At 59.4% G+C, this 25,090-nt stretch carries 21 protein-coding genes and 1 pseudogene; 9 read left to right on the forward strand and 13 right to left on the reverse strand.

What is annotated here, in order from left to right; genetic code table 11:
* Nucleotides 1-16 precede the first annotated feature (16 nt).
* Nucleotides 17-679: pseudogene (locus ACOQH0_RS02705) on the reverse strand (phosphorothioated DNA-binding restriction endonuclease); the annotation flags it as partial.
* Between the two features lie 300 nt (nt 680-979).
* Here ACOQH0_RS02705 and ACOQH0_RS02710 point away from each other — a divergent pair.
* Nucleotides 980-1,435, forward strand: coding sequence for a SymE family type I addiction module toxin (locus tag ACOQH0_RS02710; protein ID WP_421512320.1), 456 nt, complete (start codon nt 980-982; stop codon nt 1,433-1,435).
* A 42-nt stretch (nt 1,436-1,477) separates the two neighbouring features.
* Here ACOQH0_RS02710 and ACOQH0_RS02715 read toward each other — a convergent pair whose 3' ends face one another.
* The 7 genes from ACOQH0_RS02715 to trpS form a co-directional block, all read right to left on the reverse strand.
* Nucleotides 1,478-2,242 carry a LecA/PA-IL family lectin gene (locus ACOQH0_RS02715; protein WP_421511470.1) on the reverse strand — a complete coding sequence of 255 codons (765 nt, stop codon included), beginning with the start codon at nt 2,240-2,242 and terminating at the stop codon, nt 1,478-1,480.
* Nucleotides 2,243-2,583: 341 nt separating this feature from the next.
* The gene (gene guaD, locus ACOQH0_RS02720) at nt 2,584-3,963 is read right to left on the reverse strand and encodes a guanine deaminase (protein WP_421511471.1); all 1,380 of its coding nucleotides are present in this window, start codon (nt 3,961-3,963) and stop codon (nt 2,584-2,586) included.
* A 426-nt stretch (nt 3,964-4,389) separates the two neighbouring features.
* A complete protein-coding gene (locus tag ACOQH0_RS02725; RefSeq protein ID WP_421511472.1) occupies nt 4,390-4,761 on the reverse strand; it encodes a hypothetical protein in 372 nt (123 codons plus the stop codon).
* 114 nt (nt 4,762-4,875) lie between these two features.
* Nucleotides 4,876-5,124, reverse strand: a complete 249-nt coding sequence (locus ACOQH0_RS02730; RefSeq protein ID WP_421511473.1) for a bacteriocin immunity protein — start codon at nt 5,122-5,124, stop codon at nt 4,876-4,878.
* The gene (locus tag ACOQH0_RS02735; RefSeq protein WP_421511474.1) at nt 5,121-6,785 is read right to left on the reverse strand and encodes an S-type pyocin domain-containing protein; all 1,665 of its coding nucleotides are present in this window, start codon (nt 6,783-6,785) and stop codon (nt 5,121-5,123) included. The genes ACOQH0_RS02730 and ACOQH0_RS02735 overlap by 4 nt, the downstream gene beginning before the upstream one ends.
* Before the next feature lie 3 nt (nt 6,786-6,788).
* Nucleotides 6,789-7,271, reverse strand: coding sequence for a hypothetical protein (locus ACOQH0_RS02740; protein WP_421511475.1), 483 nt, complete (start codon nt 7,269-7,271; stop codon nt 6,789-6,791).
* Between the two features lie 251 nt (nt 7,272-7,522).
* A complete protein-coding gene (gene trpS, locus ACOQH0_RS02745) occupies nt 7,523-8,524 on the reverse strand; it encodes a tryptophan--tRNA ligase (RefSeq protein ID WP_421511477.1) in 1,002 nt (333 codons plus the stop codon).
* A 199-nt stretch (nt 8,525-8,723) separates the two neighbouring features.
* On the opposite strand from trpS, the gene fosA reads away from it, so the two are divergent.
* On the forward strand, nt 8,724-9,149 hold the full coding sequence (gene fosA / locus ACOQH0_RS02750) for a FosA/FosA2 family fosfomycin resistance glutathione transferase (protein ID WP_421511478.1): 426 nt from the start codon (nt 8,724-8,726) through the stop codon (nt 9,147-9,149).
* Here fosA and ACOQH0_RS02755 read toward each other — a convergent pair.
* Nucleotides 9,135-10,142 carry a LacI family DNA-binding transcriptional regulator gene (locus ACOQH0_RS02755; RefSeq protein WP_421511479.1) on the reverse strand — a complete coding sequence of 336 codons (1,008 nt, stop codon included), beginning with the start codon at nt 10,140-10,142 and terminating at the stop codon, nt 9,135-9,137. The genes fosA and ACOQH0_RS02755 overlap by 15 nt on opposite strands.
* A gap of 185 nt (nt 10,143-10,327) precedes the next feature.
* Here ACOQH0_RS02755 and ACOQH0_RS02760 point away from each other — a divergent pair, with 185 nt between their 5' ends.
* Together ACOQH0_RS02760 and ACOQH0_RS02765 are read left to right on the forward strand one after the other, a co-directional pair.
* Nucleotides 10,328-11,416 (forward strand): cellulase family glycosylhydrolase, encoded by a 1,089-nt coding sequence (locus tag ACOQH0_RS02760; RefSeq protein ID WP_421511480.1) that lies wholly within the window; start codon nt 10,328-10,330, stop codon nt 11,414-11,416.
* 50 nt (nt 11,417-11,466) lie between these two features.
* On the forward strand, nt 11,467-12,861 hold the full coding sequence (locus ACOQH0_RS02765) for an MFS transporter (protein ID WP_421511481.1): 1,395 nt from the start codon (nt 11,467-11,469) through the stop codon (nt 12,859-12,861).
* Nucleotides 12,862-12,902: 41 nt separating this feature from the next.
* Here the strand turns inward: ACOQH0_RS02765 and ACOQH0_RS02770 are convergent, their stop codons facing one another.
* From ACOQH0_RS02770 to ACOQH0_RS02785, 4 genes are read right to left on the reverse strand one after another with little or no spacing between them, the layout of a single operon-like run.
* Nucleotides 12,903-13,724, reverse strand: a complete 822-nt coding sequence (locus tag ACOQH0_RS02770) for an alpha/beta fold hydrolase (protein ID WP_023293378.1) — start codon at nt 13,722-13,724, stop codon at nt 12,903-12,905.
* Between the two features lie 30 nt (nt 13,725-13,754).
* Nucleotides 13,755-15,374: an MFS transporter gene (locus ACOQH0_RS02775; protein ID WP_421511482.1), complete on the reverse strand. Its 1,620-nt coding sequence runs from the start codon at nt 15,372-15,374 to the stop codon at nt 13,755-13,757.
* Nucleotides 15,371-15,778, reverse strand: a complete 408-nt coding sequence (locus tag ACOQH0_RS02780) for a DoxX family protein (RefSeq protein ID WP_296236169.1) — start codon at nt 15,776-15,778, stop codon at nt 15,371-15,373. Before ACOQH0_RS02780 ends, ACOQH0_RS02775 begins: the two co-directional genes overlap by 4 nt.
* Nucleotides 15,778-17,649, reverse strand: a complete 1,872-nt coding sequence (locus ACOQH0_RS02785; RefSeq protein WP_421511483.1) for an amidohydrolase — start codon at nt 17,647-17,649, stop codon at nt 15,778-15,780. Before ACOQH0_RS02785 ends, ACOQH0_RS02780 begins: the two co-directional genes overlap by 1 nt.
* A gap of 217 nt (nt 17,650-17,866) precedes the next feature.
* On the opposite strand from ACOQH0_RS02785, the gene ACOQH0_RS02790 reads away from it, so the two are divergent.
* The 5 genes from ACOQH0_RS02790 (at nt 17,867) to ACOQH0_RS02810 (ending at nt 25,089) form a co-directional block, all read left to right on the forward strand.
* Nucleotides 17,867-18,553 carry a hydrolase gene (locus ACOQH0_RS02790; RefSeq protein ID WP_008501349.1) on the forward strand — a complete coding sequence of 229 codons (687 nt, stop codon included), beginning with the start codon at nt 17,867-17,869 and terminating at the stop codon, nt 18,551-18,553.
* Between the two features lie 61 nt (nt 18,554-18,614).
* On the forward strand, nt 18,615-18,836 hold the full coding sequence (locus tag ACOQH0_RS02795) for a DUF1427 family protein (protein WP_063428699.1): 222 nt from the start codon (nt 18,615-18,617) through the stop codon (nt 18,834-18,836).
* Entirely contained in the window at nt 18,833-19,093 is a 261-nt protein-coding gene (locus tag ACOQH0_RS02800; RefSeq protein WP_010427264.1) for a XapX domain-containing protein, read from the forward strand. The genes ACOQH0_RS02795 and ACOQH0_RS02800 overlap by 4 nt, the downstream gene beginning before the upstream one ends.
* Before the next feature lie 23 nt (nt 19,094-19,116).
* Nucleotides 19,117-19,497, forward strand: coding sequence for a response regulator transcription factor (locus ACOQH0_RS02805; protein ID WP_010427261.1), 381 nt, complete (start codon nt 19,117-19,119; stop codon nt 19,495-19,497).
* Nucleotides 19,498-19,506: 9 nt separating this feature from the next.
* The gene (locus tag ACOQH0_RS02810; RefSeq protein WP_421511485.1) at nt 19,507-25,089 is read left to right on the forward strand and encodes a trifunctional serine/threonine-protein kinase/ATP-binding protein/sensor histidine kinase; all 5,583 of its coding nucleotides are present in this window, start codon (nt 19,507-19,509) and stop codon (nt 25,087-25,089) included.
* The last annotated feature ends 1 nt before the right edge of the window (nt 25,090 follow it).

Below are 25,090 nucleotides of genomic sequence, written 5' to 3' on the forward strand. Positions count from 1 at the left end.
TACAGGTAATGATGTAAGCACACAGCGCCAGCCCGCTCGAGATCTCACACGGTCCGCCAAACTGCTTCCACTTGATATGCGCGGCTTCAAGTCCAACAGAGGCGTTATCATGTCGCATGTTAAACCCGCAGATTGCACACTCATAGTTATAAGCTCGCAGCACCTGCTGGCGGAACAGCGGATCGCGAACCTTACGGATCTGTTGAATATCAAAACCCATCTCATCCGCGATCTCTTCCTGAATGCTTTCAGGAAAGTGCGCTTCAAGAATCTGCTGCGCCAGCGAGCCGATCAGATTTTTGTTCTTATTCAGCAGCGCAAAGTGTTCTTCATCAAACCCGCCTGCGACGTTATGTTCCACAAGTTCTTTAACAGGCGGTTGCTTACTGCCAGTGGTCGAACAGAACTCAGTATTCTTCAGATCCCAAAAACCGTCCCCTTTGAGCCGCCAGAAGGGCATATTTGGGTAATGCGCCTTCCTCTGTGGGCCAAAGCGTTCTAACAGGCTAAGCAGCTGCTCGTGGACCTCGGTTCCATAATCAAAAAGCCTCGCATGCCCCTGCTGATAGTTCGCCAGCACGTACAGAAGCAATAAAGGCTTATGCGGCGCACGCTGTTCGCCTTTGCGCCAGATAGTGATGTCGGCAATTGCCTGTTCGAGAGTTTTGCTGAAAGCCATCGCGTTACGGAAGAAGGTAAATAATTGCGATGATGCTCGCAAAATCCAGACCAATCAACCCGCAATCAACAAAAACATGACCTTACCGCACAGAACTCTATTTTCTGAATCCCCCTCGCAAATTCCAAATTTACCCCACGCCAAACCGCTGTATTTATATTCAGCTCTGTATAATGAGCACCAGAAATTACGCCGAACGGCAAAGGAAGTATCGAAGAATATTTAATGAGGAATTCGCGATATGAAGGTGCTGCAACACCCCCATACCGCTAACCACAACCAACTATAGAGGAGTTGAAAATGGCTGCGACGAATTTTAAGCCAGAGTTTACTGTTTGCAAAACAGAATCAGACGCTTTCACCGGCATGATTGAAAACCGCGAGCTGGTACGCAAAAACAGCGCCCGCCGCCTGCACGGCAACCAGACCAACACGGCACCCGTCCATCCCCGTGCGGAGACGCCGCAAGACAGTGCCGCCTGTTGCGAACTGTATGCGCGCATTGATATGAAATATCTTCTTTTGGGCGGCGAATGGTTAACCCGTGCGGGCTTTATCAACGGCATGCCCGTAAAAATCCGCGCCATGAAAGACTGCATCGTGATTACGCCACAGCATACAAGAGAATTATGGGGATGTCTGGAAGGTATGAGTGTGGTGAATATAAATAAACAGAAAATAGCACAGTGGTTAAAAACGTTTCCTGGGGCGTTGAATGATACCGGTGATATACCGGTCATTAAGCGTAACGCCTGAACATAGACCGCAGGGTGAAAATGAATTTCACCCTGCATCTCTTTAGCGCGTGACGATCAGATTCACGTCATAACCGCCCGTGTTATTGGCATATTCCGATGCCTTGTTGGTATCGTTAAAAATGAAGGCGATTTCACCTTCTGCTGGGGCTTTCCACGGCTTGCCGCCGGAACCGATTGAATGGATTTGATCGCCAATTTTAATCAACAGCGCGCCTGCAATGGCACCCGGCAGAACAAAGGTCGGGTCAGGTGCCTTAGCGGAAGGATGCTGGCTGTCGCCATCCGGTCCAAAGGTGCGCCCGCGGCTGTCATACTGGGCCTGACCCGCAGCAACCAGCAGAATACTATCGCCCTGGCGGACGGTGATCCCGGTCTTCACCCATTCACTGCTGGTTGCAGGAATGTGGCCTTTCCACTGAACGGGGTCTTGTGTTGCGAGCTCTTCATCACTCCCAAGATAAACATCCGCCTGGAATGAACCGGTATTATCACTGTGGGATGAATCGCTAATGAATAATCTCAGCTCGCCGCTTTCCGGTGCAGCCAGTTGATATACGCCGGTACCGATATCATAGTTTTTGCCAGATTCGCTAAAACGCGCCTTGAGGATGGCAATATCCTTTTTTTGTCCGCCTTTACCGATATTGCCGCCCGGATAAGCCCATGCGTGCTCTTCCTTACCATATTTGATCAGACCCGTAGCGATAATGGTGATCTTATCGCCTTTGTTGACCTTCAGACCGGTATTGATACCTTGTTCTTTTGTTGAATCAATGGCGCCAGACCATGCGCTTTTTGTAGACATGTTCTATCTCCCTTCGGATGTCAGTGTTTCGTATTTCAGCGGGGCTTAATTATTCCCGGCGTGATAATAGTTATCTGAAATCAACGGTACGAGACCGTGTGACGTAGACAGCGTAGAATTGGTTGTCATTGACGGCAAATATAAAAATCACGAATTGATGGGTGTTATTTTGCTAAAAACAGGTCATGCCTGGGTTTGAGTATTTGCCTTTTAAGATAAATCTGAGTTAATTTGCTTTGGCAAAAAACGGTTCTGAATGAAAAGAGAGGGTTATATAAAGTAATTTAATTCCCCTGAGAAAATACAGGTGTTTTCTCAGGGGGAATTATTGTGCAGGTGCGCTACTGAATATTGACGGATTTGCCATCCACCCAGACGCGGCTGATATTATTGCGTCTGGCGTTATAGATAATTTTCTGCAACCTGTCTTCCGGCGCGTCTTCAGCCGTATCGATATAAATATCGCTTCCGGCGGCCCGGGTATCGATCACAATGGCATCGAACTGGTAGCCGACCGCCAGCTTGCCCACACGCAGGTCAAGCACCTCTCCTGCGCCGCCGGTCGCCAGCCAGAACGCTTCCCGGAAGCTGATTGCCGAGCCGGGTCTGCCGCGCTGTTCCGCGGCGATACGGGCATCGACGCCATCATTCAGGGCTTTACTGGCGGTCATGGCGTGGCGGCAGGCATCAAATACCGAAGGGCTATGCCCGCCCGCAATATCGGTCCCTAAGCCGACGTTAAGCCCGCGGTCCAGCATAGCGCGCAGGGGGAAGACCGCATTGGCAAAGTAGAAGTTGGACAGAGGACAGTGCGCGACGCCAGCCTGAGTTTGCTTGATCAGGTTGGCATCGTCATCTTCGATGTGGTTTGAATGCGCGAGTACGGTCTTTCTGGTCAGCAGGCCAAAATCCCGCAGCGCCGTGGTATCCGTTTTACCCAAACGCTGCTTAACGTAAGCATGTTCCCAGTCGCTTTCCGAGCAGTGGGTCTGCACGTGGCAGCCTGTTTCAGTGGCAAGCTTGCCCAGGCCTTCCAGAAGCGCATCCGTACAGGACGGAATAAACCGTGGGGTGATAACCGGCAGCACGCGTTTTGCCGTATTGCCGGGGAGCTGTGCAACCGCGTGAATAAATGCGCGGGTCCCGGCGATGGCTGTCTCCGCGCTTTCATCCCGGTAGTAGTCAGGGCACTGGGAGGGGTCATCCATCGCCACCCGGCCAACCAGCGCCCGCTGACCCTGCGCCAGACAAATACGGGCCAGCTCCATGCTGCTTTCGGTGTGTAGAGTGGCGAAGTAGACGGCGGTGGTGGTGCCGTTCGCCAACAGCGCATTGACCAGTTCCGTGTAGTTGCGGCGGGCAAAGGCGATGTCGGCGTATTTTGCCTCCAGCGGAAACGTATAGTCATTCAGCCACTCTGCAAGCGGCTTATCCAGAGCCTTGCCCATCTGCGGCCACTGAGGGGCATGAACATGGAGATCGATCAGGCCCGGCAGCAGGTACTGGTCTGAAGAGAGTTCGGTCAGCTTGCCTGCCTTGCGGGCCGCGTCTCGCACGGGCCTGAACGCGCCATCGTCACCCTGTATAATATCGACAATGGTGCCGCTGCCGTCGATACAGAACAGCGTGTCGCTAAAGTGGGTTACACGGTCTTTTGATTCCGCCGTGTAGCCCTGAGCGCTGACAACCTGCTGCCAGGGGAATGCGTGTAGGGTGTTCATATCATCGTCCTTATTCATCATCACGCTGAAAGGGAAATTGCCCCAGAGTCAGGCATTATTATTCGCTCAAAAAGCCTGGCATAAAACCAAAATACATCAACTTATTGATGGGTTAATAAGGTGGCATTTATTGCGATATTTGCGGGGATAATAAAGGGGGGCTGTAATGATAAGCGGAAGTTGCTGGAGCTTATTTGGCAAAGTAGTTAAATAACCGACGTGTTATCCACTCTTTGAACCTCTTTTTTCTTGCGCTCTTTTTCTTATACTTTTTATTGTGGTGAATCTCCCTGTGCGGTGGGGCATAATTTATGGGTTAACGTCATTATGCGGGCTTTGCTCACCGGGAGGCACCCGGCACCACACTCGTTAATTCTGAGGCGCCAGGATAAAATTATTCTACATCGCTTCGATTTATATCATTCCTTAATCGTGTTGCACTCGTTCTTTCACCGCGTTAACCAGCACAGCGTGAAGTTCGCCAACGGTTAAATCGCGTATCACAGGTTCGGGTATGCCACGTACCCAGCGTATAAACCGACAGATACCAAAGAAATCTATGCCTTCACCCGTAAACAGATACTCGTTCTCAGCAAGAGAGAACGTTTTCATATAGCCATCTTCTTCCGTGGCTAGCTGAACGCCAAAAGCTTCTTCGCAGTCTTCCAGTAGGTCTTCGCCATCCATACCGCAAATATGCAAATCGGCCTCAATCCAGGTGTTACTATCAATAGGTTTACGATGTATCCCAGAGGATTCACGTACGACCTCAATAACTTGTGCGAGAGTAGGTTCCATTTACAAAATATTCCGTATTCGTTAGTTTCAATTGGCTTTCCGGAACTTAACAGTCACCCGCTATTCGATAAGGTGTGAAGTAGAGTACTGGTCCAGAAAGCGTGATTATCTTTGCTATGGTTTGAAACCGGGTTTACCATTTTCCCGACGCCACTCCTTTACTTCCTGGACAACGCCTTCGGGACTGTCTTCTCTATCTTCTCGTGGATAGTAAATAAGATCGGAACCATCAGGGTGCTCAGTCAATCGTTTGAACTCGAGGATATTCTTTATATCTTCAGCTTCGTTGGTGGCAGTGACATCAAACAATTTTCTTACAAAATTTAGGAACTCGTATTCTGTATAATCACTTATCGTTTTCAATTTATGCCCCCTCGATGAATTTCAATATGACGTTTAGGGGTCACTATCCCCATATTATCAATGTCATATACTTCACCACCCTCAACTATAGGTTTTATGTGGTGAATCTCATATTTCACTTTACCGCCTACCTGCTCATTTTCTCGTGGTGACGGTGCTTTCCCTACCTTGATGTTACCAATATTCCCTCGGTTGAATTGTTCAAGCAATCCCGGATCCCTCGATACCTCCAGCCAGAATGCCTTACGAAACTGGTCAAAGTCCGTAAATGTCTGCCCACGTAATCGATCCGCTATCTGGCTTGGAATAGGAGACCCATTCCCCGTATTCGCATCAGATAACCAAATGCCGCTAATCTTCTGTCCCTTGCCTGTGACCTGTCCGGGATTGTGGCGGATAAAGACATAAATCGGCGGCACCCCGCCCACCGGCAAAATCAGAATATAATCCGCAAACGTCTTCTCTTCCGGTGTCGGGCTGGTCGTCACACCAATCCCTGTATCCTCCGGCAGCGGATCAACCACAACCGGGTTCGGTATCCGTACCGGGTTCTGATTGCCCGTATCCCACGGCTTACTGTCTCCGGTGCGGTCCGGTGTCCAGATGAGGGTGATACCGGGGTCTTCTTCGGTAGTAAAGGTGTACGCCTGGCGTCGGCTATCCCGCTCCATCCTGCGAACGCGCACGCTGTCCTTGCCCGGCGGCGTATGCCAGCCTCGCGGTGTCGGGTTACCGCTGGCATCGTTCTCCCAGGTGAAGCGAACGCGGGTAGGGGCTTCCCGCATCTGTTCGGCGCGCATCCTGTCGATAAAATCCTGCTCTCCGTCGTTCAGCTTGCCGGGATACATCCCTATCAGCAGCCCTGCGACAGGTGCACCAAGGCCTCCCGTGACTATCTCGCCAAGTGCAGCGCCGCGCACGGCCCATGTGCCGGAAATGACAGTACGCCCGCTAACCAGTGCGAGTTCGCTGGCATCGGCTATCGCGTTCCGCGCGGTCCAGGCTCTTTCTTCGGCTGCAACGGCAGCCTGATAGTCCATCTCCTCGTGATGCCCATTCCACCAGAGATAAAGCGCGCTGCGTTGCTTTTGTTTTGGGAGCGCCTTACGCTTTGCCGCCTGGGCGTGTTGCGGGGCATTGTTGGGCATGGCCTGGTAAAATGCCATCTCGGCGAAGTTGGTGTGCGGCTCACTTCCAGTGCCTGCATCGTTACAGCCTTCACCGCGCAGGCAGGATTTCGCAAAGACCCGGTTGCGATCGCGTTCTTCTGCTTGTCGCTGCGCTTCGGCCTCTTGCTCTTTTCGGCGTGCTGCGAGCATGGCCTGATGCTTTTCCTGTGCGATCTGTTCAGGAGAGGGACCGGATCCGAGCCACTCTCCCGATGGGGCGATCACGCGGTTGGTTCCGTGCGGGCAGCCACAAATGACGACAGAACCATCGACGGCTGAGGTTTGTCCCATCCAGTTAACGCGAGGTTCGCCGTCTGCAACAACGCCCTGCTTGCCACATTTAGGGCATGCCGTGGTTTTATCGCCAACGCGGATAACGCCGCGACCGTGCTCGGTGCAGTTGGGCAGGGTGGTGCAGCATATTGCGCCGGTGGTCGTTCTGTCGCCGTGCAGCGCCTGACCGCGGCCATAGTTCGTGGAACGGTAGCCCATGGCCTATTCTCCGGGCCAGGTTAAGAAGTCCTCATGAGGTGAAATACCTTCGCGGGTGACCAGATAAGTACTGCCGAGCGGTGTGCTGATAATCTCGTCATCGTTATCAAGCAGGCTACCTACCAGGGCAACGCCGTGTCCTTTCCAGGTAAACGCGGTTCCTGATGAGGTCATAATCGTGGCGAGCGTTCCATCCGGATAGGCCACACAGTCTCCTTCGACAATCACGCTGGTGTAACTCCCATCGTCCATGAGCATTGTGGCTTCACGTTCGACGGGAAGAACAACGCCGCCCAGTCGGGTCTGGCTGCCAGCCGTGGCAATCCGCCAGATGGCGGTGACGGGATGTTGTCGATGAAAGGCTTCCTGTTCGGCAATGATGGCGCGCGCGTCCTCAGGCATGGAGGCCAGTTCTTCATCGGAAAAAGGCGAACGATCTATTTCCGCTTTTAACTCAGCGGTGAATTCATTGGTATAAAGCTGCATGACAATTCCTTGTAGGGGCAGAAGAGTAAATGCAGCAATGCTAGGTTTTAGACTGTATGGCGAATATACATAAAGTGGTTAATAAACCGGGCTAAAATCCGAAATAAATATCCAGATTGATATTGGTCATCTTTTAAAGAAGGGATAGTAATGGTTCCTGTTAATTATAACTGTAATATTCGCTGAATTGCCGATAAATAATATTATGCAGCGCATGTATTATTTGAATACATACGCTGCATGACGTTATTTTAAAACACCGGCACCCCCAGCCCAACCTTCACCTCCCTCAACGACTCCTGCGTCACCCCCTGCGCCCGTTCCGTCCCGCGCTTCAGCATCGCCATCAGCTCCCCCTTGTCCCGCATATACATCGCCCTCAGCTCCCGCATCGGCGCAATCAGCTCCTGCAGGCACGCCTCCAGTTCGTTCTTGCAAACCCGGTCACCCAGCCCGCCCGCCTGGTAATGCGCCTTCATCGCCGCCACCTTGTCCTTGTCCGGATGAAACGCGTCGAGGTACGTAAACACCACGTTCCCCTCAATCTGCCCCGGGTCGCTCACCTTCAGGTGGTTCGGGTCGGTGTACATGGCGCTCACCGCGCGATGAATGGTCTCTTCGCTGGCCGAAAGGTGCAGCGTGTTGCCCAGTGATTTCGACATCTTGGCGCTGCCGTCGATGCCGGGCAGGCGGCTGGTGTCGCTCAGCATCGCCTTGCAGTGGCGCAGCACCGGAGCAGGCAGCAGGCTGTTCATCTTGTGCACAATCTCGTTGGTCTGCTCAATCATCGGCAGTTGGTCGTCGCCGACGGGCACGCACTCGGCCTTAAACGCGGTGATGTCCGCCGCCTGGCTGATGGGGTAGGCCATAAACCCGACCGGCAGCGAGCGAGCAAAGCCCTTCTGCGCAATCTCGTTTTTCACCGTCGGGTTACGCTCCACGCGGGCGACGGTGACGATGTTCATATACAGCATCGTCAGCTCGGCGAGGGCGGGCAGGGCGGACTGCAGGCAGATGGTGGTCAGGTTCGGGTCGATGCCGGCGGCGAAGTAGTCGGCCAGCACTTCGGGGATGTTGTCGCGAATTTTCTGCGGGTTGCTGCCGTTGTCGGTCAGCCCCTGCAGGTCGGCAATCAGCACAAACTGGTTGTGGGTGTGCTGGAGCGCCACGCGCTGGCGCAGCGATCCGACGAAGTGGCCGAGGTGCAGCGGGCCGGTTGGGCGATCGCCGGTGAGGATGGTTTGCGTGTTCATAAAGACTCCTTAACGTTGTAATGCCGAAAGGGGTCTTAGAAAAGTGAAAGCCGCCTTTCGGCGGCTATCTGAAAATGGGGAAAACAACTCCGTGCCGCCTTTAAGAAGGCAGCCACCAGCGGTTTACGGTGAGCACGGCGTGGTTTATGTTCATGCTTTTACCGTATCACGTCCGGCGCGAAAAACAAAAGGGCACGTCATGCTGCAATCTCTCAACCATCTGACCCTCGCGGTCAGCGACCTTCAAAAAAGCGTCACCTTCTGGCACGAACTGCTGGGGCTGACGCTGCACGCCCGCTGGAATACCGGGGCCTATCTCTCCTGTGGCGATCTGTGGGTCTGCCTGTCGTACGACGAGGCGCGCCAGTACGTGCCGCCGCAGGAGAGCGACTACACCCACTACGCGTTTACCGTGGCGGAAGAGGATTTTGAACCGTTCTCGCAAAGGCTTAAGCAGGCGGGTGTCACCATCTGGAAGCAGAATAAAAGCGAGGGGGCGTCGTTTTACTTTCTCGACCCGGACGGGCACAAGCTGGAGCTGCACGTGGGCAGCCTCGCCGCGCGGCTGGCGGCGTGTCGCGAGAAGCCCTATGCGGGCATGGTGTTTACCTCAGACGAGGCTTGAGGCGCGCACCTTCAGCCTGCCCGCCAGCGTCACGTGCGTGGCGGCATCTTCCTGATTGCACAGGTACTCCACCGCCAGCCGTCCCAGCTCGCTGTAGGGCAGCTGGATACTGGTCAGCGGCGGGGTGAGCTGTTCGGAAATTTTCTGGTCGTCGTAGCCCGCCAGCAGCATGTCCTGCGGAACGCGCACGCCGTTCACCGCCAGCGCCTGATAGCAGCCAATCGCCAGCCAGTCGCTGGCGCAGAAGATGGCGTCCGGGCGCTCGGCCAGTTCCAGCAGAGAGGTCGTCGCGGTAAAGGACTCGCTGAACTGCCAGTTGGTCTGGCGCACCAGGCCGTCGTTGCACGCTAATCCGGCCTGCTGTAATGCCGCCTGGTAGCCCGCCAGGCGCTGGCGGGAGGCTTCCATCCAGCTCTCGCCGGTAATGTGGGCGATGCGCGTGGCTCCGCAGGCGATGAGGTGTTTAGTCACCTGGAAGGCGTTGGCGTAGTCGTCCGGGATAAACGACGGCAGCAGCGGCGAGCCGGGGTCGCGCTGGTTGAGCAGCACCAGCGGGATGCGGGTGCAGTCCTGGAAGGCCGTCATGTCGACCAGCGTGGTGACCGGAGACGCGAGAATAATCCCGATGCAGTTGCGCTTCTCCAGCTGGCGGATGATGTTCAGCGCCAGCTCGATGTCGTCGCCGTAATCGTAGACGGTGAGCAAGGTTTCGTTGCGCCACGCCGCTTCCCGCGCCTGGCTGATGGCGTCGATAAACGGGTCGAAGCTCTGCATGGAGCTCACCAGCAGGGCGATCTCTTCCTGGTTGCGCGGGGCGTGAACGGCGGGGAGGCGGTCGTAGCCGAGCTCGGTGGCGACGCCAATCACCCGCTGTCGGGTGTCGTCGCTGAGCTTGATGTTGCGGGACTGGTTAAGCACCAGCGATACCGTCGCCTGCGACACGCCCGCCGCCCGCGCAATATCGTTCATCGTCACTTTCGTTTTTCGCTTCATCCGTCCTCTCCCTTTCGCGACTTCGCATCATACCCTAACCGCATGCTTTAGAGCCGTCGATCACGTTTCTCATTCATCGAAGCGTGAACTTTGTGAGGGGCATCGCTTTTCTAAACGCCGTGATTTGCGCATTTATCCCGCAACTAATATTTATTAGCTAAATATTATCAGTAAGAGGACGCGTAATGAAAGAGCAGTGGAGCAGGGAGCAGGCACAGGCGTGGTATGAGCAAAAAGGCTGGCTGTGCGGGTTTAACTATCTGCCGTCGACGGCGGTGAACTGGACCGATATCTGGCAGGAAGAGACCTTCGATGCCGAGACGATTGACCGCGAGCTGGGCTGGGCGGCGGAGGCAGGCTACAACACCCTGCGCATCAACCTGCCGTTTATCGTCTGGGAGCATGACCGCGACGGGCTGATGGCGCGCATCGACCGCTTTTTGACGATTGCCGACGGTCGCGGCTTCAGCACCATGCTGACCCTGATGGACGACTGCGGCTTCTCCGGCGACGAGCCGTACCTCGGCCCGCAAAAGCCGCCGGTGCCGGGCAAGCACAACAGCCAGGCGGCGGCGAGCCCGGGGCGCGACAAGGTGTGCGATCCCGACTGCTGGCCGCAGATTGAGCGCTATATCCGCGACGTTGTCCGCCAGTTCCGCGACGATAGGCGCGTGCTGCTGTGGGATCTCTACAACGAGCCGGGCAACCGCGGCATTTTCGCGACCGGCACGCAGGAGGTGCAGTACGACGCGAAGCTGGAGACCTGCGCCCATAAGCTTATGAAGCTCGCGTTCCAGTGGGTGCGTGAAGAAGATCCGACCCAGCCGCTCACCGTCTGCGCGTGGCGTCTGCCGCTGGAAGAGGAGGGCGAGACGTTCTTCCAGCATCCGCTGGACCAGACCGCGCTGGCGCTCTCGGACGTGGTGAGCTTCCACGCCTACACCCACACCGGGCGCATGACGGCGATTATCCAGCAGCTGCAACAGCTCGGTCGCCCGCTGTTCTGCACCGAATGGCTGGCGCGCCACGTGGGCAGCACCATCGAAGAGCAGCTTCCGCTGATGTACATGGCGAAGGTCGCGCCGTACCAGTGGGGGCTGGTGCGCGGCAAAACCCAGACGTGGCTGCCGTGGCCGGTGGTGATGAAGGAGTCCACGGACTACTGCCGCCTCTGGTTCCACGACGTGTTCGAGGAGAACGGCATTCCGTTCTCGCGCCGTGAAATCGCCCTGATGCAGCAGCTGCGCAAGATCGCCCCGAAGGCACAAGGCTAATAATATCGACCCGGCGGCCGACCGCCGGGCAACCAGGCAGGCATATATCAATGGCAACGACAATGAAAATACCGTCTCGCGAGCTGTGGTCCTATTTTGGTTATGGATTAGGTCAGTGTTTTAGCTTTGGTTTAGTGGGTTCGTTTATTAACTATTTTTACACCGACGTGCTGGGGATCTCTGCGCTGGCGGCGAGCACCATCTTCCTGATTGCCCGCGCGTGGGACGCGGTTCACGATCCGCTGTTTGCCAGCATTATGGATACCATTAACAGCCGGTTCGGCAAGTTTCGCCACTTTTTGCTGATCGCGCCGCTGCTGATCACCGGCGTCACGCTGCTGTCGTTCTATAAAATCGAAGCGGACATGACCACCAAAATCCTCTACGCCGGGGTGACGTATATCCTCTGGGGGACGCTGTACGCCATCTCCGATATCCCGTTCTGGTCGATGTCGTCGGTGATGACCAACGACTCCGCCCAGCGCACCCGCGCGGTGACGGCGGCGATGCTCGGGGTGAACGCCGGGATTGCCTGCGCCAACATCTTCTTCCCGAAGCTGGCGGCCTACTTCGCCCAGTACAGCAATGACAAAGGCTACTTTATGGCGGCGCTGGTGATGATGCTGGTGGGCCTGCCGCTGATGCTCAACGGCTTTATGCAGATCAAAGAGCGCGTGCCGCCGAGCCCGGAGAAGGTGACCATCCGCGACACCTTCCACAACCTGCGCCAGAACAAGCCGCTGTTTATCGTCCTGCTGTCGTTCTTCTTCTGCGTGTTCCACAACGTGGCGGGCGGGCTGTATATCTACTTCTTTATCAACAACCTGGGCGACGGTAGCCTGCAAATGGCGATTGGTGTGATGGGAATTGTGGCGGCGGTGCTGTGCCTGGTCGCGCCGATGCTGACGCGCCGAATGCAGAAGCGGAAGCTGTTTATGATCCTCTGCGGGCTGGACGTGGCGGTGCGCGTGGTGATGTGGTTTGTCGGGTATCAGCAGGTGACGATGCTGTTTATTCTGCTCGGCCTGAGCACGCTGTTCGTGATGATGACTAACATCCTCACCTCGTCGATGATTGCCGACACCATCGAGTACGCGGAGTACCACACGAACAAGCGCTGCGCGGCGATCACCTTCTCCGGGCAGACCTTTACCGGCAAGATGTCGGTGGCTGTGGGCGGCGGGTTAATCGGCGTGTTCCTGACGATGATCGGCTACGTGCCGCAGGCGCAAATCCAGAGTGAAGGCGTGCTGTCGGGGCTGTTCTTCGGGATTTGCCTGCTGCCGGCGATTGGGTCGCTGATCCGCATCGTGTTTATGTCGCGCTTTACCTTCACCGAGGAGAAGCACGCGGAGATTTGTCGGCTGCTGGCGGAGCGCAACGCGTCTGCGAAAGTGCCGGATGGCGGCTGTGCCTTACCCGGCCTACAGGACCAGCCCTTGTAGGCCTGATAAGCGAAGCGCCATCAGGCTTCGCATTTAAAGAGTTACAGCGACTTCACAAACGCCAGCAGATCTTCGTTGAGCTGGTCCTGGTGGGTCAGCGCGAAGCCGTGCGGCGCGTTGTCGTACACCTTCAGCGTGGCGTTTTTGATCATCTCCGCCGCCAGCTTGCCGGTGCTTTCAAACGGCACGATCTGGTCGTTGCTGCCGTGGATCACCAGCGTCGGCACGTCGATTTTCGCCATATCCGGGCGGAAGTCGGTTTCGCCGAACGCGGTCACGCAGTCGATGGTGCCCTTCAAAGACGCCAGCAGGGCGATGTTCAGCGTCTGGGTCAGGGCACCGGCAGAGACGGTCTGCCCGGCGTTGATGCCGTAGAACGGAGTGGCGAAGTCGCTGATGAACTGGGCGCGATCTTTACGCAGCCCGTCGCGAATGCCGTCGAACACGCTCTGATCCACACCCTGCGGGAAGGAGTCGGATTTGCCGAAGATCGGCGTGACCGCGCCCAGCAGCGCCAGACCGGCGACGCGCGCGCTGCCATAGTTGTTGATATAGCGGGTCACGTCGCCGCCGCCCATGGAGAAGCCCACCAGCGTCACGTCCTGCAGGTCCAGGGTGGTAATCAGGTCGTTAATGTCGGACGCAAAGGTGTCGTAGTCGTAACCATTCCACGGCTGATCCGAGCGGCCAAAGCCGCGACGGTCGAAGGCGATGGCGCGGAAGCCGCGCTCGGCCAGATAGTTCAGCTGGCTGTCCCACATGTCGCCGTCCAGCGGCCAGCCGTGGCTGAAGAGAACCGGTTTGCCCGCGCCGCAATCTTTGTAGTAAATCTGCGTGCCGTCTTTTGCCTTAAACGTTGCCATAGTGTGTTCCTGTGCAGGTGATGATTATGGTTATACCGGCGCGACCAGGTAGCGAATTGCCGGTGATGTTGTGCCCTGATGAAAAGCCAGAACGCGGCTCTGCAGCAGGAGGTCATTCATGGTGTGGCGCTCCTGCTGGCGCAGATGCTCAATCCACGAGCCCATCAGGAAGGTCTCGATAAACAGACCGGGGCGCTCAATATCTTCGTATACCGCCCAGCTCATCGCCCCGGCGCGGCGGCGCACCCGGCGCAGCTCGTGGACCGCCTCCAGGAAGGCCTTCGCGTTCTGCGGGTCGATGATGTACTCGTGCGACACCAGCACCGGGCCGCGCTCGTTCGGCAGGTCAATCTCCACGCCGTCCAGCGGCTGACCGCTCAGGTCGAGGTTCAGGTCCGGATCTTTCCCCAGCTTCCAGCGGAACACGGTGGCGCTTGCCAGCACCATCCCCAGCGTGGCGACCACCAGCGAGGTCGGGGTGCCGAACTGCGACGCGATCTGCCCCCAGATGGCGCTGCCCGTGGTCATCGAGCCAAAGAATACCGTCAGGTAGACCGCCAGCGCGCGGGCCTTCACCCAGCGGGCGGCGCTGCGCTGCGCGCCGAGGTTGAGGGTGGAGAGCACCGCAATCCACGCGAAGCCGGTGAAGAACTCAAACAGATTCAGTAGCCAGACGTGACGCACAAACGCCAGAGCCAGCATGGTGAGGGCAAAGGTCAGGCTGGCGGCCACCATCAGGCGGTCGGCGTTCAGCCGTTGGCGCAGGCGCGGCAGCAGGATGGCCCCGGCAATTGCCCCCAGGCCAATGCAGGCCAGCATCACGCCGTAGCCCGCCGGGCCTAAGCCCAGCTCGCGGCGCGCTACCAGCGGCAGCAGGGCCCAGCCCGCGCTGCCGAAAACGAAGAAGGCCACGGTGCGCACCAGCACGTTGCGCAGCACCGGCGCGGCGTGCACGTAGCGAATCCCGGAGCGCACCGCCGAGAAGAAGTGCTCCGGCGGTAGACGCTGTATGGACGGGGCCGGACGCCAGCGCCACAGCACCCACGCCACGCCGACCACGGACAGCGCGTTCAGGGCAAACACCATCCACGGCCCGGCGAGCGAGAGCAGAAAACCGCCCAGCGCGGGGCCAATCGCCCGGCTGATGTTCACCCCGAGCGAGTTGAGCGCCACGGCGGCGCCCAGCTCGGGCTTGCTCACCAGATCGGGCACCACGGCCTGGAACGGCGGCGAGCTCATCGCCGCGCCCACGCTCAGCAGAAACGTCGCCACCAGCAGAACGGTGGGGGTTACGTGTCCGGTGAAGGAGAGCACCGTCAGCCCGGCGGCGGCGATGAACACCCACAGCTGGGAGAAGAGCAGGTATTTACGTCGGTCGACGATGTCCGCCATCACCCCGGACGGCAGGGCGAAGAGGAACATCGGCAGGCTGCTGGCCGCCTGCACCAGCGCGATATCCAGCGGATCGGCGCTCAGGGTCAGCATGCTCCAGTTGATGCCGACGTCGCTCATCCATGAGCCGACGTTAGAGACCACCGTGGCGATCCACAGCATGCGGAACACCGGCTGGCTCAGCGGCTGCCAGGGCGAAACCGTTGGTGCGGGCGTCGTCTCGACGTGGGCGTCGCGAACGTCGTTAACCTGGGTCATGCGAACCTCTCCGTTGCCTTACGCTGCAGCCGCCACTGGCCCGGCCCGGTGAGGGCAAGGGTGGTGAAGATAATCAGCAGCAGCCAGCCAAACTGCCCTTCGGCAATCGACCAGTTCGGGTGGACCGCCAGCATCGCCACCAGCAGCACGGCGATAATCGGCAGGCACGCCAGGCGGGTGTAAACCCCCGCAATGATAAACAGCGGGCAGATCACCTCGGCGACAATTGCCGGTATCAGGCTGGCGTAAGGCCCGAGGCCGAACGGATCTTCAATGCGCGTCAGCTCTTCGCTGAAGTGCAGCACCTTCGGCAAGCCGTGCACGTAGAGCAGCAACAGGCTGCCGGTCAGGCGCAGGAAAAACAGCCCCAGGTCGACCCGGGGCGGAGCAAAGGTGTTTTTCATCAGAATGCAAAGCAGCTGCAGCCCAGCGCCCCCCAGAAAGCGTTATCGTCGGACACCGGCATCTCCGACGTGCGGGCGAAATCATGCTGGTGGCTGTGAACCCCGCACGGGCCGCTGCAGTGGTGGATAGGGCTCATGCCGACGCGTGCGGCCTGCGGCGGTGCGCTGCGGTAGTGGCCCGGCACCTTGACCACCGGTGACCACTCGGGCAGGACCGGAATGGCCGGCGGGGAAAGCGGGCCAAAGCTGCCTGCGGCGTAGACGATATCGCCGTTCACCACCGTCAGGACGGACTCGATGCCCTTGATCTCCTCTTCCGGCACGCGGAAGTAGTCTTTGCTCAGCACCGCCAGGTCGGCAAGCTGGCCGACCTTGATCTGCCCCTTCTGGTTCTGCTCGCTGGAGAACCACGCGCTGCCCTGGGTCCAGAGCATCAGGGCGGTATCGCGATCCAGACGGGCGCTGTGATCGTACATCTGCATCCCGCCGACGGTACGGCCGGAGACCAGCCAGTAGAGCGCGGTCCACGGGTTGTAGCTCGCCACGCGGGTGGCGTCCGTCCCTAAGCCCACCGGCACGCCGGTCTCGAGCATTTTCGCCACCGGCGGCGTATGGCGGGTGGCTTCGATGCCGTAACGCTCGGCGAAGTATTCGCCCTGGAAGGCCATGCGGTGCTGGACGGCAATGCCGCCGCCCAGTTCTTTGATGCGGTCGATGTTGGCCTGGGTAACGGTTTCCGCATGGTCGAAGAACCAGTGCAGGCCGTTGAACGGAATGTCGCGGTTCACCTTCTCGAAGACATCCAGCATGCGGCTGATGGATTCGTTATAGGTGGCGTGCAGGCGGAACGGCCAGCGGTGCTCCACCAGATGGCGCACCACGCGCTCCAGCTCGTCCTCCATGCCCGGCGCGAGGTCCGGGCGCGGCTCGAGGAAGTCTTCAAAATCGGCGGCGGAGAAGACCAGCATCTCGCCCGCGCCGTTGTGGCGGAAGAAGTCGCTGCCCTGGCCCGGCGTGAGCATGTCGGTCCATTTTTCAAAGTCTTCCAGCTCGTGGCCCGGGCGCTGGGTAAACAGGTTATAGGCGATGCGGATGGTCATCTGCTTTTTCTCATGCAGCTCGGCAATCACCTCGTAATCTTCCGGGTAGTTCTGGAAGCCGCCGCCCGCGTCGATGGCGCTGGTCAGCCCCAGGCGGTTCAGCTCGCGCATGAACTGGCGGGTAGAGTTGACCTGCTGCTCCAGCGGCAGCTTCGGCCCTTTGGCCAGCGTGGAGTACAAAATCATGGCGTTAGGGCGGGCAATCAGCATCCCGGTCGGGTTGCCGTTGGCGTCGCGCTGGATCTCCCCGCCCGGCGGGTTTGGCGTGTCCTTGGTGTAGCCGACCACCTTCAGCGCGGCGCGGTTGAGCAGGGCGCGGTCGTACAGGTGCAGGATAAAGACCGGGGTGTCCGGCGCGGCGTCGTTGATTTCGTCGAGGGTCGGCATGCGGCGCTCGGCAAACTGGAACTCGGTCCAGCCGCCCACCACGCGCACCCACTGAGGCGACGGCGTGCGCAGTGCCTGCTCTTTCAGCATCCGCAGGGCGTCGGCCAGGGACGGCACGCCTTCCCAGCGCAGCTCGAGGTTGTAGTTCAGCCCGCCGCGGATCAGGTGCAGGTGCGAGTCGTTCAGGCCGGGGATGGCGGTGTGGCCTTTTAAGTCGACCACTTTAGTGCCGTCGCAGTGGTGTTGCATCACCTCGGCGACGGTACCCACTTCCAGAAATTTTCCGTCGCGCACGGCAACGGCTTCCGCGACGGGGTTTTCGCGATCGACGGTGTGAAACTGGCCGTTAACCAGAATGAGATCGGCTTTACCGAGGGTAACCATAACTGCTCCTGACTGAGAGGGGAATGGTCAGGATTATGGGAACCGGTTTCGGCAAAGATCCAGTTATACAATAGGATAGGTATACCAAAGTATAACTATACCTAAGGTTAACTATACGAAGAGATAATTACGCGCAGGGACGGAAAACCGCAGGATGAAGGTGATTTTATCGTCGCGGCGCTCGCGGCGATTTCACCCTTAACCACTGGAAAATGCTATGACCTCTTCAAAGCTCGAAGTGTTAACCCCTGCGAACTGTCAGATTATTTTCATCGACCACCAGCCACAGATGGCGTTTGGCGTGCAGTCGATTGACCGCCAGGTGCTGAAAAACAACACCGTGGCACTGGCGAAAGCGGCCAAAGTGTTCAACATCCCGACCATCATCACCACCGTAGAGACCGAAAGCTTCTCCGGTAACACCTACCCGGAGCTGCTGGACGTGTTCCCGGGCCAGGACATTCTGGAGCGTACCTCCATGAACTCCTGGGACGACCAGAAAGTGCGCGACGCGCTGAAGGCCAACGGCAAGAAGAAGGTGGTGGTTGCCGGCCTGTGGACCGAAGTGTGCAACAACAGCTTCGCCCTGTGCGCGATGCTGGAAGGCGACTACGAAATTTATATGGTGGCGGACGCGTCCGGCGGCACCTCCAAAGAAGCCCACGACTACGCGATGCAGCGCATGATCCAGGCGGGCGTGATCCCGGTGACCTGGCAGCAGGTGATGCTGGAGTGGCAGCGCGACTGGGCGCGTAAAGAGACCTACACCGCGGTAATGGATATCGTGCGCGAGCACTCCGGCGCGTACGGCATGGGCGTGGATTACGCCTACACCATGGTGCACAAAGCGCCGTCTCGCCAGAAGAGCGAGCACCGCACCTTAGCGCCGGTCCCGGCTCGCTAAGCCCCGCTGGCGGGCTGGTCCCTCATCCGGCTCGCCGCTGCCTCTTTCTCTGGAGTTCACAATGAGTACTGGGCTGATATCCCTTGCCGCAGGCGTGTTGATTGGCCTGATGTATGCCGTGCTGAAGGTGCGCTCCCCCGCGCCGCCCGCGCTGGCGCTGATTGGCCTGCTGGGGATGCTGGCGGGTGAACAGGCGACGCGCCATCTGTTATCCCGCGACGGCGTGCCCCCTCCTCAGGTAACCGTTCCGCAGGCCAACTCGCAGACGGGAGCGTCCTCATGAAAGCATGGATAATTTCGCTGGTGTGCGGCGTGGTTGCTGGGGTAATTTACGCTCTGCTCGACGTCCATTCCCCGGCGCCGCCGGTTGTCGCCCTGCTTGGCCTGTTTGGCATGCTGGTGGGCGAACAGCTCATCCCGGTGGGACGGCGTTTACTGAGTCGCGAACCGCTTACCCTCGCCTGGTTTCGTCACGAATGCGTACCGAAAATCAGCGGCACGGCGCCTCCTGCGCCCGCGAAGGACGATCGCGACGTTTAATGATTTACCAGAGGAAAGACAGCATGACGCTGCCGTGGCGCATTGCCATCATTGATGACGAACGTTCCGTCCGCAGCGGGCTGAGTAATCTCCTGGAGTCGGAAGGCTATTCGACCGATACGTTTGATTCGGCAGAGGTGTTTCTCAGCCATCCTCTCGCCCTGTCCGGCGCGGCGCTGGTGATCGCCGATATCAAGCTGCGGGGCATGAGTGGCCTGGAGCTGTTTGACAAGCTGCGGCTGCTGGCCGTACCGCCTCCGCCCGTGATCTTTATCTCCGGTCATGCTGATGAAAATATGCAGCGGTACGCTCTTAATCTGGGCGCCGCTGCATTTTTGCGTAAGCCCATTAACATCGATATTCTGCTGGATCATCTTCAGCGGGAGCTGGCCCGCCGACAATAAGGATCGCGGATGAACGAACACGAGCAGCCTGCATTCTGGCCCGCCCAGGGGAATCTTCACCAGGGGCGGGTTTTTGTCCTTAAAGAGGATGTGATTTTTACCGTGCTGGCGCAGGAGGGCGGTATCGCCTGGATGCACGCGCGACATCCCCATTCCGGCGGCTCGTTCATTATCGCCACCGCGGTGAGCGACGAAGAGGAAGAGCGGGCCACCCGGCTGCTCAAAAACGAGTTTGCGCTGCGCGATATGCTGCAGGACAGTTGGGCCATCCGCGCCGTTGCCTCCACCCAGTACCGCGGGCGCTTCGCGCTGGTGTATGCCCCGTTTGCGCTTGAGCTGCTGGCGCGGCGCGCGGGCAGGGCGATCTCGGGCATCACGCGCTTTATCGAGATGGCGATCCAGATCTGCGTTCCCCTGCGCCAGATGCATCTGCAAAACCTTATCCACGGCGATATCAAACCCGGCAGTATTTTTGTTCAGCACGATGCCACCTGCCGTCTGGGCAGCTTTGGCCTTTCCAGCAGCCTCTCCGATGCCATCACCCAAACCCGGCTTGCCGTTTCAGGCGGTACGCCCGCGTATATGTCGCCGGAGCACACCACCCGCACCCAGCGCCCCGTCGACGGCCGCAGCGATCTCTACAGCCTCGGTATGGTGCTGTATGAACTCCTGACCGGACGCCTGCCGTTTGAACTGGGAGAGGACGATCGGGCCAACTGGGCGCACTACCATATTGCCTCGGCGCCGCTGGCCCCGGACGCGATCCGCCCGGACGTGCCGGAAATGCTGTCGACCATCATCCTGAAGCTGCTGGAAAAGCACCCCGATAACCGCTACCAGACGGTCGACGGGCTGATTGCCGACCTTCGCCGCTGCCAGGCGACGCTGACCTGCGAGGGCGAGATCGTCGCCTTTACCCCCGGCCAGCAGGATCGCACCCCGGCGATCCATCTGGCGGACTCCCTGTTCGCGACCCATCCGCAGGCGAACGACGTCATTGCCGCGTTTGAGCGGGTGGGGCAGAACCTGGTGCCGGAGCTGGTAACGATCGGCGGGCCGTCGGGGATCGGCAAATCGTCGATCATCGCGACGGCGCTCAAAACGCTGCAGCAGCGCACGGTGCTGCTGGCGGTGGGCAAAGTCGACCAGTTTTCACCGTCGCTGCCCTACGGCGTATTAAGCTCCGCGTTCCGTACCCTGACGCTGCACCTGCTGGGGCTGCCCGCAGAGGACGTGGCGAAGTGGAAAATCCGCCTGTCTCGCGCCCTGGAGGGGCACGAGGCGCTGGCCGTTAGCCTGGTGCCCGAGCTGGGCCTGCTGCTGGAGAGCAAGCCGCGCTTCTCGGCGGATACGTTTTCCATTGATGCCCGGGCGCGTTTTAGCCATATGGTGCTGGCGCTGGTAAAAACCTTTGCCTCGCAGGGCTGTCCGCTGGTGCTGGTGCTCGACGATCTCCAGTGGAGCGACGCCGCCAGCCTGCATACGCTCAAATATCTGCTGATGAACTGCGGCGCTGTTCCGCTGCTGGTGGTTGCGGCCCACCGGGATATCAGTTCCGTGTCCGACGCCGCCCTGCAGGCGCTGCTGGCAGGCCTGCCGGAGGCGGCGCAAAACGCGAGCGAGATTGTCCCGCAGGCGCTTTCCGTGAAAGCGGTGGCGCGCTGGCTGGCGACGGTATTTCGCACCCGCAGCGCGGCGACGACCGACCTCGCCACGCTGATCCACGAGAAGACGGGCGGCAACCCGCTCTTTGTGCACGAGTTTTTCCGCCGCATCGTCGATGACGGCCTGGTGGTGCACAACAAATATCAGGACAAGTGGCACTACGATCTGCAGGCGATCCGCGCCAGGCATTACACCGAAAACGTCGTCACTCTGGTGCTGGAGCAGCTCGAAGAGCTGCCCGACGAGACGCGCCGCCTGCTGGGCAGCATCGCCTGCCTCGGTGGCACGGGCGAGATGGAGATGATCTGCCGTGTGGTCGGCCTGTCGATGGCAGAAATGCGCTACGCGCTGCACCCGGCGGTGATGGCCCAGCTCATCGTGCTGACGGAAAAAAAGTATGCCTTCACCCACGACCGGGTGCAGGAGGCCGCCTTTGCGCTGCTGGATCGGCATGAGAAAAGCCATATTCACCTGACGACCGCCAGCCTGCTGGCCGACGCCGCGCGTCAGGCGGCGGGGAACGAGCTGCTGTTCCGCGCCGTTCACCACGTCACGGCCGCGCTGGACAGCATCCAGCCCGCGCCGCAGCGCCAGATGTTCCGCGAGCTGAGCCTGCTGGCCGCGCGACGCGCGAAGCGTTCGGGAGATTACCTTTCGGCGCTCGGCTATATCCAGACCGCCAGAGCGCTGGGCAACGCCGGGACGGTGTCAGACTTTATGCTCGATATCGAAGAGGCGGGCTGCGAGTTTGCGCTGGGGCATCTGGAGCGCACCCGCGAGCTGTGTGATGCCATTCTCGGCTGCCCCGGCGGGCTGACCGAAAAGGCGCTGGCGGCCAACCTGCTGGTGGAAGTCTACATTCGCCAGTCGGATAGCCGTCTGGCGCTGGAGGCGGCGCTCTGCTGGCTGGGGATTTTCGGGATCCAGATTAGCCGCCATCCGGAAGATGCCGACTGCGACGAGGCATGGGCGCTGTTTTGCAACCGCACGGCCGACGCGCCGCAAAACCTGTTTGCCCAGCTGTCGCGGATGGATAACCCGGAAACCGAAGCGGTGATGAACCTGCTCTACAGCGCCAGCATCTGCGCCAGCTTCATCTGCCCGCGCCTGCACTTTTTGCTGCTCTGCCGCATGATGCACCTGACCCTCGATCACGGCATTACAGGCGCATCCACCACGGCGATGGCCTGGTTTGGCGTGCTGATGGGCCACCGCTACGCCGAGTACCGCCTCGGGTTCCAGTACGGCACCCTGGCCCGCGAGCTGGTCAATCGCCACGGCTACGATGCCTTCGAAGCCAAAACCCTGCTGCCGCTCGACCAGCTCAGCGTCTGGACCCAGCCTTTATCGTTTACCATCGAGTGCGCGAAGGCCTGCTTCACCTCGGCGGTGACCCACGGGGATATGACGATGGCCTGCTTTGCGGCCTGCCACCAGGTGATTAACTTCCTCTCGCGGGGCGACCACCTGGACGGGGTGCTGACCAGCATCGATCGCGGCCTGGCGTTCGTGCGTAAAACCCACTTCCAGGACGTGGAAACCATTTTGATGGTTCAGCGCGGATACGTTGAGTTCCTGCGCACGCCGGTCATCGGCACCTGGACCGCGTCGCAGGTGCTGCCCGAGGCGCTGCTTCCCGCGTCGCCGGAGCAGGCGCCGGAGAAGAACGCCACCATGCTGTTCTGGTACTGGCTCTACCGGGGCATGGCGCACTTTACCTGCGGGGAGTATGCCGACGCGCAGGCGGATCTCGAGATGGCGGGCTGGTACGCGTGGTCTGCGCCGGGGCACATCCATCTGCTGGACTACCATCTTTACAGCGCTCTGGCGCTCTCCCGTCAGCTGACGCCGGAGACCTTCTCGGCGAATCACCGCCGCAGCATTCACGCCCACTACGACAAAATTGCCCTCTGGGCGCGCATTAATCCCGGCACGTTCGCGGATAAAGAGGCGCTGATCTACGCCGAAATCGTGCGTCTGGACGGGATGAACAGCATTGCGCTCGAGCAGTATGAGAAGGCGGTCCGGCTCTCACGCGAGGGCGGGTTTAACCCGATTAACGCCCTGGCCCACGAGCTGGCGGGGCGCTTTGCGCTGGCCTGCGGCTACCCGACCGCCTCGGACGCGCACTTCCGCGGCTCGATTGCCGCCTGGGGACGCGCGGGCGCGCAGGCCAAGGTACGCCAGCTGGAGCAGGATTTCCCGCACCTGCTGGCCTCCGGGCAGGCCAGCGCCTACGACACGGTGGCCTTCGCCCAGAACGAGACCATCCGCGATCTGCAAAGCGTCATCAAAGCCTCCCGCGCGCTGTCGGAAGAGATTAACCTTGAGCGCTTAATCGAAAACCTGATGACCATCCTGCTCGAACGCGCCGGGGCGCAGCGCGGCCTGCTGCTGCGCGTGAGCGAGAGCCTCATCCCGGAGATCGAGGCCAGCGCCTGGACCAGCACCGAGGGCGTGCGGGTGCGGATCCTGAAAGATGTGCCGACGGCGACCGACCTGCCGCTGTCGGTGCTGGCGGCGGTGATCCGCACCGGGCAGGAGATCCGCACCGGCAGGCCGGAGGAGTTCCATCCCTTCAGTCAGGACCCCTATCTGGTGACCTCGGGGGCGGCGGTCATGTGCGTCCCGATGTTCAAACAGGCACGGCTGGTGGGTGTGCTGTACCTGGAAAACCGCCTGATGCCGGAGGTCTTCACCGCCGAGCACTCGCGCGTGGTGAGCCTGCTGGGCGCGCAGGCCGCGGTATCCCTGGAGACGGCGCGGCTGTACGCCGAGCTGCTGGCGGAGAACATCCAGCGCCGACGGGTGGAGAAAGAGCTGCGATCCAGCCAGACCTCGCTGATGCTCGGCGAGCAGATCAGCCACACCGGCAGCTGGCGCTGGGAGCTGGAGCAGGATCTGATGTTTGTCTCGGAAGAGTACGCCCGCATTCTCGGCCTGCCCGAGCAGCAAAAGATGATCTCCATGGCGGAGTTTTTGACTTTCGTTCATGAGGACGATTACGCCCGCATCAGCGCCATCGTCACCCGGAGCGTGCGCGACGGACTCTCCATGCGCGCGGAGTTTCGCGTTAAGCGTACCGACGGCTCAACCCGCTACATCCTCGGGATTGGCGATCCGGTGGGCGTGGGCAGCGAGGTGAATGAGTATTACGGCATCATCACCGACATCACCAGCCAGCGCGCCGCGGAAGATGCCATGCGGGTGGCGCAGGCGGATCTGGCGCGGGTGTCCCGCGCTACCACCGTCGGACAGCTGACCTCCTCCATCGCCCACGAGATCAACCAGCCGCTGATGTCGATCGTCTCTAACGCCGGGGCAAGCCTGCGCTGGCTTAACCGTGAGCCGGCCCGTCTGGATAAAGTGCGGGAAGGGCTTGAGGAGATTGCCGAGGAAGGCGCGCGGGCGGGGGAGATCATTCGCAGCATCCAGTCCCTGACGCGCAAGCAGGATCCCACCTTCTCGCGCATCGATCTGCACTACCTGATCCACCATATCATCACGCTTTCGCGCAGCGAGCTGGAGCTGCGACATATTAGCGTTGATTATCTGTTGAAAGCGCAGGAGAGCTTTGTCACCGGCGATAGCGTGCAGATCCAGCAGGTGCTGCTTAACCTGGTGATGAACGCGGTAGAGGCGATGGCCGAGGTGACGGATCGCCCCTGCACCATCACCCTCAGCACCGACAACGCGGACGGGAAAGTTATCGTCGAGATCGCCGATACCGGCAGCGGCATTGAGCCCGAGCGGCTGGAGCAGATTTTTGACTCGTTCTATTCCACCAAAGCGCAGGGAATGGGGATGGGGCTGACCATCAGCGCCAGCATCATTGAGCGCCACTGCGGGAAGCTGAGCGCGCGCCGCCGCGAGCCGCACGGCACCGTGTTTGCCTTTGCGCTGCCGCTGGCCGAACAGGGCGCGTAAA

It is taken from the genome of Enterobacter sp. JS8-1 (assembly GCF_049187015.1).
In the GTDB taxonomy this organism is placed as follows: Bacteria; Pseudomonadota; Gammaproteobacteria; order Enterobacterales; family Enterobacteriaceae; genus Enterobacter; species Enterobacter mori.